Annotated in this window: 9 protein-coding genes; 1 reads left to right on the top strand and 8 read right to left on the bottom strand. The window is 66.7% G+C overall.

Annotation, left to right across the window (positions count from 1 at the left end; translation table 11 throughout):
- Nucleotides 1-5: 5 nt before the first annotated feature.
- Nucleotides 6-794 carry a MerR family transcriptional regulator gene (locus B4E97_RS10015; RefSeq protein WP_239266388.1) on the bottom strand — a complete coding sequence of 263 codons (789 nt, stop codon included), beginning with the start codon at nucleotides 792-794 and terminating at the stop codon, nucleotides 6-8.
- Nucleotides 795-945: 151 nt separating this feature from the next.
- Here B4E97_RS10015 and B4E97_RS10010 point away from each other — a divergent pair, with 151 nt between their 5' ends.
- The gene (locus B4E97_RS10010) at nucleotides 946-2,853 is read left to right on the top strand and encodes an adenylyl cyclase (RefSeq protein WP_286959728.1); all 1,908 of its coding nucleotides are present in this window, start codon (nucleotides 946-948) and stop codon (nucleotides 2,851-2,853) included.
- 400 nt (nucleotides 2,854-3,253) lie between these two features.
- On the opposite strand, the gene B4E97_RS10005 is transcribed toward B4E97_RS10010, so the two are convergent.
- The 7 genes from B4E97_RS10005 to dnaB all read right to left on the bottom strand — a co-directional run bounded on the left by B4E97_RS10005 (nucleotide 3,254) and on the right by dnaB (nucleotide 14,074).
- Nucleotides 3,254-3,679 carry a PPOX class F420-dependent oxidoreductase gene (locus B4E97_RS10005; RefSeq protein ID WP_286959727.1) on the bottom strand — a complete coding sequence of 142 codons (426 nt, stop codon included), beginning with the start codon at nucleotides 3,677-3,679 and terminating at the stop codon, nucleotides 3,254-3,256.
- A 515-nt stretch (nucleotides 3,680-4,194) separates the two neighbouring features.
- Nucleotides 4,195-5,274 (bottom strand): alpha/beta fold hydrolase, encoded by a 1,080-nt coding sequence (locus B4E97_RS10000; protein WP_286959726.1) that lies wholly within the window; start codon nucleotides 5,272-5,274, stop codon nucleotides 4,195-4,197.
- A 106-nt stretch (nucleotides 5,275-5,380) separates the two neighbouring features.
- On the bottom strand, nucleotides 5,381-5,614 hold the full coding sequence (locus B4E97_RS09995; RefSeq protein WP_286959725.1) for a hypothetical protein: 234 nt from the start codon (nucleotides 5,612-5,614) through the stop codon (nucleotides 5,381-5,383).
- 305 nt (nucleotides 5,615-5,919) lie between these two features.
- The gene (locus tag B4E97_RS09990) at nucleotides 5,920-7,044 is read right to left on the bottom strand and encodes a HEPN domain-containing protein (protein ID WP_286959724.1); all 1,125 of its coding nucleotides are present in this window, start codon (nucleotides 7,042-7,044) and stop codon (nucleotides 5,920-5,922) included.
- A gap of 838 nt (nucleotides 7,045-7,882) precedes the next feature.
- A complete protein-coding gene (locus B4E97_RS09985) occupies nucleotides 7,883-8,935 on the bottom strand; it encodes an NAD-binding protein (protein WP_286959723.1) in 1,053 nt (350 codons plus the stop codon).
- Nucleotides 8,936-9,280: 345 nt separating this feature from the next.
- Nucleotides 9,281-10,354 (bottom strand): hypothetical protein, encoded by a 1,074-nt coding sequence (locus B4E97_RS09980; RefSeq protein WP_286959722.1) that lies wholly within the window; start codon nucleotides 10,352-10,354, stop codon nucleotides 9,281-9,283.
- A gap of 1,077 nt (nucleotides 10,355-11,431) precedes the next feature.
- Nucleotides 11,432-14,074 (bottom strand): replicative DNA helicase, encoded by a 2,643-nt coding sequence (dnaB, locus tag B4E97_RS09975; protein ID WP_286959721.1) that lies wholly within the window; start codon nucleotides 14,072-14,074, stop codon nucleotides 11,432-11,434.
- Nucleotides 14,075-14,693 lie beyond the last annotated feature (619 nt).

The raw sequence follows: 14,693 nt of genomic DNA, 5'->3' as shown, positions 1-14,693 counted from the left end.
GACGGTCAGGATGCGGGTGGGTGAGAGATCGGCCAGGCGATCTCGGTGCGATAGCGGCTGGGGTCGCGAACGGTCGGCGGGCCGACCAGGTAGGTCTCGCGGATGGGGCCGGCCAGCCCGATGCCGGCGGCGGAGACGTGGCGGCCCAGGGCGGCATAGGTCCGGCTCACCTGGGTGAACGGCCCCTCATGTATGGCGACCGCGTAGGCGCCTCCCGCGATGGTGACGGCATCGTCGCCCTCGCTCACGGGCACGAACGCCACGACCTCGCCCACGTCGTCGGCGAAGAACGCGTCGGCGTAGGTCGCGGCGCCGGGTCCGGCGGGCAGGCGCGCGCCGAGCTGGGCATAGAGCGCGCCGAAGGCGTCCGCGCACCAGGCGTCGATGTCGCTGCGCTCCACGCGAGCGGCCCGGGTGAGCGCCAGGAGCGGCGGGAGGTGACGGAGCTCGACGTCGATCTCGACGCCCGGCTCGAGCATCGCACGAACCTGGGCGACCGCCTCGCCGGTGGCGGCGAGCGTGCTCTGCAGGTCGTCGAGGTGGCCGGCCAGCAGCGTCGTGCGGTCGGCCTCGGCGGCGCGGACGAGCTGGGCGATGCGCGGCAGGGCCATGTCCAGGCTGCGGAGGGTGGCGACGAGCCGCGCGTCCTCGGCCTGCCGGACGTCGTAGTAGCGGTAGCCCGTGCGCGGGTCGACCCGGGCCGCGACCAGCACGTCGTTGTCGTGGTAGTGCCGCAGCCGCTTGATGCTCAGGTGGGTCATCCGCGCGAAGGTGCCGATGGGGACGAGGGTCATGGCCACATCGTGACGTCTCCCGTCGTGGGAGGGTCAACCCCCTCCGCTCGCGTCGGTTCGGCGCCAGCTGCGGCACCTGCCCCATGGGTGAGCGCATCATGAATCACCTGGCGCACGCCTGCTCCACCCCCAGCCTCATCACGAAGGAGTCATGATGCGAAACCCCCTCGCCCACAGCGGCGCACGACGAGTCATCGGCACGGCCGCCCTGGTCCTCACGCTCTCGGCCGGGGCCTTGACCCCCGCCGGGGCGTCGACCGGCGCCTCGGTCCTGCCGTCCCGCATGCCTTCGGCGGCCGCAGCTGCGGCCGTCGACCTCGCCCCCTACGCCGACCCCCAGCTGGGTCCGAACGTGCTGGTGATGAAGCCGACGATGAGCGTCGAGCAGATCCGGAGCGTGTTCGACACGGTGGCGCAGCGACAGGTCCCCAACCACTTCGGGCCCGAGCGGTACGCCATCGTCTTCGAGCCCGGCACCTACGGCTCCGCCGCGAACCCGCTCGTCGTCCAGGTCGGCTACGGGACGCAGGTCGCCGGGCTGGGGCGGACGCCGGCGGACGTCGTCGTCCACGGCTCGATCAACGTCTACAACCAGTGCGACGCCAACGGCTGCATCGCGCTCAACAACTTCTGGCGCTCCCTGTCCAACCTCACGATCAACGTCGCCGGCGGCGAGGGCTGCCGCAAGGACACCCAGTTCTGGGCGGTCTCGCAGGCCGCGCCGATGCGCGACGTCGTCATCAACGGCCGCACCACGCTCATGGACTACTGCACCGCCGGCCCGCAGTACGCCAGCGGCGGCTTCATCGCGAACTCGACCCTGACCGGCCCGCCCGTCGTCAACGGCTCTCAGCAGCAGTTCTTCGTCCGCAACACCGCGCTGCCGGGGTGGAGCAACGGCGTGTGGAACCAGATGTTCGTCGGGTCGCCCGGCGCGCCCGCGTCCACCTTCCCGAGCACCGCCCCCGGCCCCTACACGACGATCGACCGCACCCCCGTCGTGCGAGAGACCCCGCGGCTGGTGACCCAGCCGGACGGCACCCGCGGCGTCCTCGTGCCGGGCGTCCGCACGGACAGCGCCGGCCCGTCCGCGACCTCGGGACGAGTGATCCCGCTGGACCAGTTCGTCATCGCCGCCCCGTCCTCGACGGTGCCCGCCATCAACAAGGCACTGCGCGAGGGGAAGCACCTGCTGCTCACCCCGGGCACCTACTCCCTGCAGCAGACCATCAGGGTGAGTCGCCCGGGCACGGTCGTGCTGGGCCTGGGCCTGCCCGCCCTGTCGCAGCGGACCGGGCAGCCGGTGCTCGCGACCGCCTCCGTGCCGGGGGTGACGATCAGCGGAGTCATGCTCGACGCGGGCGCGAAGCGCTCGAAGACGGTCCTCCAGGTCGGTGACGCGCACGGCAACGCGGGCTCCACGCGCCGGTCCGGCGGGTCCGGGGACACACCGACCCTCGTGTCGGACGTGTTCCTGCGCGTGGGTGGCGCGGCGGCCGGGTCCACGACGACGGCGATGACCGTCGACGCCTCCAACGTCATCCTCGACAACATCTGGGCCTGGCGCGCCGACCACGGCGAGGGTGTCGGCTGGACCACCAACCCCGCTGACCACGGCGTCGTCGTCAACGGGGACGACGTCACGGCATACGGCCTGTTCGTCGAGCACTTCCTGCGCACGGAGGTGGTCTGGAACGGCGAGCGCGGTCGGGTCTACTTCTTCCAGAACGAGAAGCCGTATGACGTGCCGTCCCAGTCGGCCTGGATGATGACCCCCACCTTCAAGGGTTACCCCGCGTTCCAGGTCACGTCCGACGTGCGGTCCTTCGAGGGCTGGGGCATGGGCAGCTACAGCTTCTTCAACCAGCACCAGGGCATCCACCTGAGCACGGCCTTCGTCTCACCGACCAGGCCGGGCGTGCGCCTCAACCACCTGCTCACGAGGTGGCTCGACGGCGACGGCGGCATCGACTCCGTCGTCAACGGCGTCGGCGCCCCGGTCGACGCCACGAACCCCGGGCCCTCGACGGTCGTCAGCCACCCCGGCACGTCGCGCTGACCCCTCCGTGCGGCGCCCGTGCGCGGGTGCCGATGGGGACGAGGGTCATGGCGACAGCCTGGCCTCTCCCCCGGTGGGAGGGTCAACCCCCGGGGCGCTGGGTCAGGCGGTCGTGGCCATCGATGCCCCGTTCAAGACGCGAATCCGCCTCAGCGGGCTCGACCCGGGTGATGCCCTGCTGACCGGGGCTATCCTTCGGGTGGCTCTGGCTCACGAGCAGAGCCACGACGGGGATCCTGACGAGCTGGCGATCGCGCAGGCCCTGCGTCCTCACATCAGTGCGATCACGACGAAGCGGCCCGCGGCACCCATGCCCACGACCACTGCAGCACCGCAGTGCACGGAGTGAGCGACGCCTGAGCGCGGGCCCCGACACCACGTCCCGCGAGGCGCCCGCGCGTCACGGCGCCATGCCATAGACGCGGTCCACCACGATGCGCAGCACGAGGCGTCGCTGCTCGATCATCGCCGCGCGGTACTCCTCCCAGTCCGGGTGCTCGCCGCTCAGCTGGCGGTAGAGCTCGACCAGCTCGTCCGCCGCGGCGTCGTGTGGATCGCTCGCCACCTCGCCCACCCGGGCGGTGCCCTCGGCGACGACATACTCCCACTGGCTGTCGCCGGCGACGAGGTAGCTGGCTCGCGGGTCCCGCCGCAGGTTGCGGGTCTTGGCGCGGTCGTCGGTGACCGAGACGGACAGCGTGCGCGTGGCCGGGTCGTAGTGATGCCTCACGACCGACATCTGCGGCCGGCCGTCGCGCTTGATCGTGGTCAGGACCCCGGTGCGGTCCGGGAGCTCCAGGATGCGGTGGAGGGACACATCGCTCATGCCTGCAGCGTATGGCGGTCTGCCGCCTCCCGCCCCCGGTCCCGATCCTGTCAGCGGCGGTATGGCGCCGCAGCCGCGACCTGGCCGCGCTGGGGCTCGGCTCCGTGCTGGTCTTCGCCGTCCCACATGCCGCCTACCACCTCGTGCACGGCTCGGGGCCCTGGCTCGACGCCGGTCTGGGTGCGAGCGTCGGCGCCTACGGGCGCAAGCAGGGTTCGACGGACCCGCGCCTGGCCTGCAACCGGTTCCAGTGCGCCCCCGGGCTGCTCTGGCTCGCCGAGGCCCTCGGTGAGGACCCCGACACGGTGCGACGGGCGATCGCCGCAGTCGAGGCAGGTCCTGCCCGGGGGCCAGCCAGTGTCGCGCCGTCCGCGAGGTCATCCCCGGGTCTCATCCCCCATACGCCCCTCCCCCCGGGTCCTCGGCGGGAGGGACGACCCCTGCCCCTCCCTCGACCGTGGGTGAGATCGCCGGTGGTCCTCGGCGATCTCACCCACGGTCGCGATGAGGCGGGGTCAGACGGGGGTGTCGAGGAGCTCGCGCAGGTGCGCGTCCAGCTCGTCGAGGTAGGACTGCTCGAAGCCGAAGAGCCCGTAGTGGCCGGCGATGCTGTGCAGCATCCGCACCTCGGCGCCCGGCGTCATCGCGGCCTCGGGCTCGCAGTCGCGCGGCGGGAAGAACATGTCCTGCTCGATCGGCATGACGAAGACCTTGGCAGTGACGCGCGCGAGGGCGGCCGCGAGGTCGCCGCCGGCGTTGCGGGCTACGTCGCCGCGCTGCCACTTCCAGGCCATCGTCAGCAGCGCGTTCGGGTCCATCATCGTGAAGAGGGCCCGCACGAAGTTCTGCTGGAACTCCTCGTAGGTCGAGAACTCCAGGCCCTCGGCGATCGGCTGGACGCCCCTCCAGAACTCCGTCTTCCAGAAGTCCGTCGTCAGCCCCATCGTCGCCCAGATGTCCGCGTGCCGGGTCAGGCCGTCGCGCACATCCTCGTGCGAGGCGTACTCGCCGCCGGCCCAGCCGGGGTCGGAGGTGATGGCGTCCATGAGCGTCTTCGCGAAGAGCGTGTCGTGCGGCGTGTTCTGCGCCGTCCCGGCGATCGGCGCGGCCCGGAGCACCTTGTCGGGGTAGCGGACGGCCCACTCCCACGTCTGCTGGGCGCCCATCGAGCCGCCGACGACGAGCGCGAACCGCTCGACACCGTAGTGCTCGCGCATCAGCTGCTCCTGTGCACGGACGTCGTCGCCGATGCGGACCTGCGGGAAGCGCGACATGGCGATGGACGGGTCATCGGTCGTGTGGGGCGAGGTCGAGAGGCCGTTGCCGATCTGGTTGACGACGGCGATGAACCACTTCGTCGGGTCGAGCGCGCGACCCTCGCCGATGTACACCTGCCACCACGTCGCGTGCGTCCCGGAGAACCACGTCGGCACGAGGATCGCGTTGTCCCTCGCCTCGTTGAGCTCGCCGAAGGTCGCGACGGCCAGCTGGAGATCGGGGATGAGGGCGCCCTCCTCGAGCTCGAAGCGGCCGATCGACCGCAGCTCGTACGGCCCCTGGATCTCGGGCGTGTAGAACGGGTTATCCAGGGGCATGGCGGGTCCTCTCGTCGCGACGCTGCTGACCGGCTGATGCTAGGCGGTGCGCGCCCCCGGCGGAACCCCGCCCGGCATCCGGACGGTCTCAGCGCGGTCCAGGCGGTCAGGGGGCGGGGGTGGTGAGCCGGCGGACGGCGAGGACGCAGAGCGGACGCCTGACCATGACGAGCTCGCCGAGGTCGACCGACTCCCGCCGCGAGTGCGCGAGCCGGACGTCGCCAGGGCCGTACTGGAGCGTCGGCACCCCGGCCGCGGCGTAGAGGCGCAGGTCCGAGCCGTAGGGCGCGCCGCCCGCCACGGGTCGCACCGCCCCGGCGGCCTCGGCGGCGTCCGCCACCTCGTCGGCCAGCGAATGGCCCGCCGGCAGCCGCCCGGACGCGAACGCCCCGCCGGGCCAGGTGACGACGGGAGGATGCTCCCGCAGGCGAATCCGCGCATGCCGAGTACCCGAACCGCCCCCCAATCTCTTAACACAAGCTCTGCGACTGCATGAAAGGCAGGACGCTCAGCGTCCGGGTTGCTCACAGCCATGCTGCTCAAACTAGAGTCCGCTACTCACCAGGAAGCGTTGGCAGCCCGCACATTTTCGGCATCCTCGCGCCGGGCGTAGACGCGCCACCACCTCCGGTATCCGGTCGCTGGTCAACGAGACTCCGCCAAAGTCGCCGATCTAACCCCGATTCGCCGTGCGATCCATACTCGGAGCAGTTCAACTCCTTGCTGCAAGTGTTCGACCTTCACGTCAGGCGCCACGGTCGGTCGATTCGCATGCTTGACGGAGTTGTACGAGTCAGCGAAGTCTTGGCCGAAGGCAACGGGTGAGAACGAGAGGTCCCCCGCCACCTCTGAGAGCAAGTGGTCAATGCGCATGCTGACGTTGGTCTTGTTGGCTGAATACGTCGACTTCCCCGATTCGGTCAACGCCTCGTAGCCCACAGCCTCAAGAGCGATACCCAGTTGTGAGATCAATGCGTCGACAGTCGCACCTTCCAAGTCCAAGAGACGCACGAACGGGACGATGCCTCGGCTGTACCTCGTAGCCAACTGGAGCCAGCAAGAAACACCACGGGCTCCGATGTCTGAGAATCGAAACAGAAAGCGATCATCCTTAGGAATCCAAACACCCTCGGCGATCCCAGTCGTTGCGGTCCGAACCTCTCGCCACTGATGGCGGGCCTCCCCATCGCGTTCGACGTCCTCCAACACGTTCGCAGCGAGATGGGCCTGGAAATTGATGGGCTTCCACGCCGCGACCCTCACCAAGTTTCGGATGCAGGAATGAAGGTCGACATGCGACCTCCACGCGGCGGGCGACTTTGTGAACGTCTCGATGAAGACGCGGCTGGTATACGCAACATCCGGCGACCACGCACCTGGCCCGGTGCCGCTCACGACTCCCCTGAGGTTCATGCGCCTAGCGAGAGGAAGTGCGTCGACACTCTTCAACGTGGTGGTGATCTCGAGCCCTGCACCGTCCCTTGGAACTTTGACGATCGTTTCGTGAGCGGAGAGGCCGAGCCAGTGGCCGAGTCCGTCAATCTCGGATCGAAAGCCATTGAGCACTTTGTAGTGAGCCGCGCTCCGCGCTCCTTCCACGGCATAACGGGCACGCACCGTGCCGCGCCCGACGCCTCGGCACACTGCGGTATTCGCTCGGCCACTCACGCAGCCAAGCAAGGCGACGGTCCCGCGGTCGTCGGCGTAGTCAAGCTCCGATGGTGGTTGGTATGGGTACTTCGTGCGATCTGGATCATCTCCGTGCACCACGCCATGAGACTACCAACGGGAGCGAGGGTCCTCGTTACTCAGGAACGGCACGTGCAGGCGAACCCCTGTGGTGTCGTATTCGTAGAGCGCACTCATCATCTCCGTATCGGGATCGCCGTCCGCGAGGAACCCAATGCGCGTCGACCGGTCTTCAGCCATCACTTGCCCCGATCCATTAGATCTCTAACTGGAAACAACGACTCACCGTGGCCCTGCAAGCGATTCAGCGCCTTGTCTGCGGCGCAGCACATGCCTGAGCGCCAGTCACCTTCTTGCCTGCTGGTCATGGGCGGTCTCGTAGAACACGTCAGCCAGCGCCACGACGACCCCATGCGCCCCGGTCCCGTCATTGAAGAATTAGTCCGCCATGGTGTTGTGCGCGTCGTGGTTCTCCACAACCGCCTCAAATTGTCCTGCTGTCGATTGATAGAGAGAAAATTGCAGATATCGCAAGGATCTCGTCAAATCCTCACAATGAAGCATTGCGATCAAACTCGATCAGCTTGAGTGTCCGTTTCGCCCGGGCTCATCCCGCTCGCCTCGGCTCTGCCAACAGAAACCCACGAGACTCCTGGCATGTCAGGGGCGTGCAGGCGGGGACGGTGCGGCGGCCCCGAACTCCACCCAATGCGTCACACCACCATCCTGGCTCGGCAGAGAGGCCCGTCGGCATCCCTTACCGCCTCGGCGCCGGCGGCGCGCACGTTGCTCACGCAACCGTGGAGCCCGCCAACTGGTCCATGGCCACCAGCCAAGTGGTGTGCAACGTGCATACGCAATCTTCGGCTGCGCGCCCCGCATGAAAGCCCACCGTATCTAGCCCTCCCCGTGGGAGGACTCACTCAACCAGCGTTGAGTCGGCCAAATACTGGTCGAGCCAGATATCCGCTACCTCACGCCGCTCGACGTCGGACAGCACATGGACTCTATCAGCGTCCCGTGGTACGCCATCCAGTAGCTTGCTGACGCAAGCCGCAATCTCGCCTTGGAGCAGTTGAATAGCTGGACCAATGACGCCCTCGTGCTTGAAGTTGACTGCATTGCCTTCCAACATGAGGTAGAAGAAGTGACGATCGTGATCGGGGGCAGCGAAATCTATCCATCTATGGACATCAGGATTGTAGCTTTTCTGCGACCTGTAACCCGCATCCGCAATGGAACGAACATCTATCTCGTCATCGCAAGAGGTGACTGATGCAACGAAAGCCCCCCGCTGGAGAAGCCGCACGTGGTCGCCGTCCAACGGTCGCTTTCCTGCGTCGCGATCGGCGCCCGCCCCTGTGGCGCTGACCACGAGATTCAAGTCACGAGCAAAATCTTCAAAATGGTGGCGGTAGTCGAAGACGCGGAATCCTTGAGCTGCCGCGGAGGCAAGTTGGATTGGGTCAATCTCGCACACTGAGACCGGGATTCCACGATTTCTTAGCGAATGCGCCACACTCCGCCCGATTGGTCCGAACCCGATTACTCCGGCCCGCCGTGACTGCAAAACGATGTTGGATTTTCGCAGGAGAGCCTCGATTGAGAAAGTCACCGCGACCCCGACGAGGTGATTCTCTGGGCGCTTCAGCGGGCTCCTTGCAACGGAGTAGATGGAGAAGCCGCAGCCACTCGGCAGGTGCGCGGCGGCACTCTCATATCTCTTGTGGCCGTTCTCGGTGTCCTCGACTACTCCTCGCAATTGATAGCCCCGACCCTCGAGTTCACTCGCTATTCGAAGCAGTCCACGCGCTGGGCCATCTTCTGCTGATACGAAGTATCCTCCAATGTCAAGCAGAACGACAGAAACTGGCTCTGCCGCTTCTAAGACTGGAGGAAAGGCTTCGCGGATGATTTGCTCGGGCTCCTTTCGAAACGCCTCCTTGTCGAGAACGAACTCGCGATCCGGCACGGCCGCTCGAAGATAGTCGCGCGCTGATCGCTGGATAGAACTGGGCTTCCCTAGTATCGCTTGCACGGGGTAACGCTCATCTAGGGCTGGGATGAACGGGATAGCGCTATCCACAAGATGGACGACAGCCGCTATTCTCGCCTCGGACTCAGCGCTGGCGAGGGAAATCACTCTACGAAAGAACGCGCGAGCCTTTACGTGATCGGGGTTTGTTTCGACTCTCACAGGAGTTTCCCTTCCATGCGTGTGGCCCTCGGTCAAGCGCCGAGGGCCACACATGACTATTTATCGCTCAGTCTCCGCATGCCATCTTCTCTCCTGTCTTCTGTGATCATCTGGGACCTACTACGCCCAGGTGAGTTTGTGAACTCCCGCCCGCGCAGGCTTTTCCCCTCCCCCGACACTGTATTGTGTCCATTCATTGCGCGTATCAGGTAGGACCGGCGCTGCTGCAGTCCAAACCGAGTCATTCAACGGAAGGAAGCTGTAGGCGCAGTTGGCAGGCGGCCGCATGAAGGCAACCGTCACGGTCAAGGCCTGGATGGAAGCAGAGGCCGTAAAGGAGAAGAATCGCTCAAATACCCCCGCCTCGTCGATGTAGACGGACTCGGTCAAGAGGTCTATTTCAGAATATGGTTCAACGATTGCTCCGAGGTCAACTAGATATCCGCGGCCGTTCCCATCGCGGAAGGTTCGACCGTGCATGCGAGGTCGGAGGTCAGATCCTTCCACAGTCGCCGAGATCGTTGGCGGTTGGTGGATCCCATGCCCGCTCCATGCATACGATCGCTCGAGAAACCTCAACGGCTGCAGCACGCGTAGCACGGAACGTCTACGGTTGACCATCTTGATCTGATTGGGCTCCGGGAACTCCAAATAGGACTCCGCCAAGATGACCTCGTAAGAGCCAAGGCTCTTCACGTCCGGCCCACTCCGGTCCTGGGCCGACACCAGCGGGCCTTCAGCGAACGGCAGGGCCGATTCGTCCGAGATGGTCGTGCCGGGGGGTGTTGGCTCCACGGCCCAACTATAGGGCGATGGTGCGACAGCCGTCCCGGAAAGCGCTTCAACACCGTGCGTGATCGGAGGTGGGTCACGTTCGCGCATGGAGAGCATGGCCCAACTCGACCATTGGCCCATGTCAGGGGACTTCTCGAAGTGGCGGTAGCGGGCGCGGCCCTTGGTGGTCGGCGTCGTCCCTCGACAGGCGGGTGAGAGGTCGAGGTGGGCGTGGGCGACGTGGACCCATTGCCAGGTGAGCCCGAGGTCCTGGTCGCCGAAGCGGGCGCCTGGACGGTTTCGACGGGCCCATTCCTCGAACCAGCGGGTCGTGCCGAACCGGTGGTGGATCTTGGCTTCAGGCGCCCGGTAGTCGCGCCGTTCGGTCTCTTCCCGGACCGCCGTATCCGGATCTTCCACTCCTCCTCGGTGACGAGCATGGTGGCCGAGCAGGCGCGGGCGCAGCGCACTCCCATCGGGCCGGGCATGTTCAGCGCCTCGGCGGCCGCAGCCCAGGACGTCACGTCCGGGTGGAGCCGGGCCAGAGACAGGGACGCGAACAGCCGGACGGTGCCCCAAGTGTCGCTCGTCCGCTACCTCCCGGCACCTACGACGAGTTCCGCCGTGAGTCGATGGCCTGACGTGGCCGTCTTGCGCCCGCGGAGCCGAGTGACGCTGCACAGCGGTGGGTCGACGGTGCGGAACAAGCGACTCACCGGCGTCAAGCGTCGGAACGCCCCACGGCCCCGGACAAGGACGTACGGGACATCGGCCCAGATCGAGGACCGGGAAACTGTAGAACCGTTAGAACTGCTCCAAGCCGGCAGGCAGGCCGCGGGCCGTCTACTGCAAGACCTGCCGTGAGGACCAACTGCTGGTCAAGGCAGTACGCGCGGAGCTCAAGGGGGCTCCCGCTTCCCCACTCGGCAAGGCGGTCCCCAAGGGCGCCCATGTCGAAGAAGCGCCGACAAGCGGGGGCGGCACTTGTCCGGCTGGGCGAGGCGCCCAGCCCCGGCCGGCGCAAGGCGACCCGACCCAGGAAACACAGGCAAGACCAAGTCCCGGAGTCGATCTCCACCTGGATCCAGAATCGCGTGACTAAGCCGAGATTCGTAAGCGCCTGGTCGAACAGATCAAGCTCCGGTTCGAACTCGAGTCGACGAGGTACGTGCAAAGCTGGTGGGTCAGATCGTGCCGGTGCTGGTAGATCCTGTCGACCCAATTCCACCTTTGGGATGTGATCGCGCCCGATCCTTCAGCCATGTCAAGGACGCCTCGACGGCCGGAGTGGCCCTGAGCGTCGCAGGCTCCCACATAGCCGCCAGCCGGGTCGCCACGTCGTCCCGATCCTCGGTGGCCACCGCCAACCTCCATAACGTCGAGGGCGCGACCCACCGAAGACGCATAACGTCGGCTAATTCTTAGAATCGGCAGCAGTTCTTACAAGATTGAGTGCATCTCGACTCAAATTTAGAGCGCTTCTCGACAACCATCCGTCTAAAAGTTGGTGGCCATGTTGGTGAAGCGGGAGTAGTGGCCCTGGAAGGCGACCACGATCGTGCCAGTGGGACCGTTTCGGTGCTTGGCCACGATCACGTCGGCCTCGCCCTCGCGAGGCGATTCCTTCTCGTACATCGACTCTCGGTGCAGCAGCACGACCATGTCGGCATCCTGCTCGATCGAGCCCGATTCGCGCAGGTCGGAGACCATCGGCTTCTTGTCGGTGCGCTGCTCGGGCCCACGGTTCAGCTGCGACAGGGCGATGACCGGCACCTCGATCTCCTTGGCCAGGAGCTTGAGGGCGCGGGAGAACTCCGAGACCTCCTGCTGGCGGGACTCGACGCGCTTGCCGGAGCTCATCAGCTGCAGGTAGTCGATGACCACGAGCTTGAGGTTGTTGCGCTGCTTGAGGCGGCGGCACTTGGCGCGGATCTCCATGAGCGACATGTTGGGCGAGTCGTCGATGAAGAACGGCGCCTCGCTGAGCCGCCCGGTCGTGCGGGCGATCTTGGTCCAGTCGTCGTCCTGCAGCTCGCCCTTGCGCAGCTTCTGCAGCTGGATCGAGGCCTCGGCCGAGAGCAGACGCATGGTGATCTCGGTCTTGCTCATCTCGAGGCTGAACAGGACCGTGGCCTGCTGGTTGTGGATCGCCGCCGACCGCGCGATGTCCAGCGCGAGCGTGGAGTTGTGGGTCGGGATCATTGACCTGCCGGCGAGATACAGGTGGTCGTCGTTGCTCACCTGGATGCAGCGCACGGGCACCGAGGCGATGGGCTTCACCTTCGTGATGAAGCGGGAGTTTCTCCGCTGGAACTGGCGGCGACGAAGCTCCTTGTGCAGCAGCCTCTTGCGCTCCAGCACGAACACGTCCTCGTCCGAGGAGAAGGTGATCGTGAAGGCCGTCGAGCTCGCCGCCGAGCGGCCGCGCACCTTCTTGCGGCACATGCCACTTCGGTAGCCCAAGCCGGAGATGAGTTCATGTACGTCCTCGGCGAGGCGCAGGCTGGTGGTGGTGAATTGCACGCACCCGCCTGCAGACACGGTCCCGTCGGTGTCAAGGAGGCCAGCCAGCAGGGCGCGCCGCTGGGACTCGCTGGCCCGCTGGTACTCAACGGGGATGTGCTTGTCGCCGAGGACGCCGATCGTCCGGAGGCGGGCCTGGAGGGTTCCATGATGCTTCCGGCATGCCATGCACTGGCGGCCCGTCGTGGTGGGGCCGCCGCAGTCGGGGCAGACTGGCGTGGCGATCGGCTTCTGAAACGCCTTGAGGCGCCCCCCGCACGACTTGCCACACGTCCTGACGTAGGCAACGGGGTTGGTGAACGGCGTCCCACACACGGCGCAGCTCCTCTGCTCAGCGACCACCTCGGTGGCGAGCTGCATGAGATAGCGCATCGGGGACGACGTCTTGGTCACGACCAGTCCATCGGCCTCGAGCCTCATCACGATCTCGGGGTCCGCCGTCGTGATCTGCGCAGCAGCAGACGTCCCGTCTCCCAGCCAGGCCCCCAGCGTGTACGGCTGGACCAGGAGCTCCCGCTCCGCGAGGGCGAGCGCAGCCGCCAGCGGCACGCTGTGGTTGAGGCGTGCGTCGGCTGTGCCCGTGCGCACCGTCGCAGCAATCTCCTCCGTGGTCCGGATCGCGGCGAACGTCCGCTGATTGCGCTGACCGTTCCTGCCGTCACGAGCGGCCTGAAGAGACTTGCGGCTGGCGCGCGTATCCGTCAGCCACTGGTGCTGGGCGTCGGCCACGATGGTCGAGCCGTCCGAGAAGGACACCTCGTAGCAGGGTCGGTCGCTCATGACCTCGGTCGCAGCGACCACGCGGGTCGGACGACCGTCGGCCCCAATGACCTCGTCACCGACCTGGACCTCACCCATCGTGGTCCAGCCGGTCGGCGTCACGAGGGGGGTGTCGAGCGCAAGCGCCTTGCCGACGGCCGGTCGAGCGGCGATCACGATCATCTGGCCGGGGTGCAGGCCGTTGGTGAGCTGGTCGAGCTCGGTGAAGCCGGTGGGCACGCCGACCATCTCGCCGTTCTTGCCCGAGGCGTGCTCGATCTCGTCGATCGTGGCCTCGAGCACCTCGCCGACAGCGATGTAGTCCTCGCCGCCGCGCTTGTCGGCGACCTGGTAGACCTCGGCCTGCGCGGCGTTGACGATGTCCTCGACGTCGCCGCCCTGGCCATAGCCCATCTGCACGATGCGCGTGCCCGCGTCGACGAGGCGCCGCAGGACGGCGCGCTCCTGCACGATCTCGGCGTAGTAGCCCGCGTTGGCCGCCGTCGGCACGGCGTCGATCAGCTGGTGCAGGTAGGCCTGGCCGCCGATGCGCTGGATCTCGCCGCGCTTGGTGAGCTCGTCGGCGACGGTGATGGCGTCGGCCGGCTCGCCGCGACCGTAGAGGTCGATGATCGCCTCGTAGATCGTCTCGTGCGCGGGGCGATAGAAGTCGAGCCCGCGCAGCGTCTCGACGCAGTCGGCGATCGCGTCCTTGGACAGCATCATCGAGCCGAGGACGGACTGCTCCGCGTGCACGTCCTGGGGCGGCACGCGGTCGTCGCCGCCACTCCCACCGCCGCCGGGTCCACCCCGCTCGGCGCCGTAGTCCCGACGGTCGTCCAGCTCCGCGATCGACACGTCTGCTCCCTCGTCTAGCCCTGCTCGGCCCGTCCCTGCACGGTCTCAGTCCACTACCGACCACTGACATACCCGCCCCGCCACCGACCTCCGGAGGGGTCTCGCGCGCGTGTGGACAAACCTGTGGATAACTTTGGTGGGCCTGGGCGAATCACGTCACCCGGACGGGCTGCTGCGCCACGGTATGGGCCGGGAGGAGGCCCGGGCAAACGGGGGTTGTGGACAACCTGGGGACAACACGCCGTGACGTGTGGGCAAGCCTGGGGACAAGCCTGTGGAGGGCGTGTGACTTTCCCGTGACCTAACGCTTCACCGGCCCTGTGACCAGCACGTATGCCGAGCGCCACCTGTGCACGGAAGATTTCTCGGCCGAGTTACGCCATCTGGGGCGCGCTGGACGCGGTGTGGACAAACCGTCTCATCCGCGACACGCCGACCCCCGCCCTTGAGCACCAGATCTCGCTCCCTGTCACCGCCATGTCACTCACAGGCATCGTTCGGGGTCCTGACCTGCGGGTTTCCACACCAGCTCGCCACAGGAGTCACATCTGTGGACAACGACACGCCCGAAACCCGCAGGTCACCGGTCGTTCACCAGCGCTTGGCATCGCGCGGTGAC

It is taken from the genome of Arsenicicoccus sp. UBA7492 (genome assembly GCF_002479615.1).
Classification (GTDB): domain Bacteria; phylum Actinomycetota; class Actinomycetes; order Actinomycetales; family Dermatophilaceae; genus Arsenicicoccus; species Arsenicicoccus bolidensis.
This window is presented reverse-complemented; position numbering and strand designations above follow the sequence as displayed.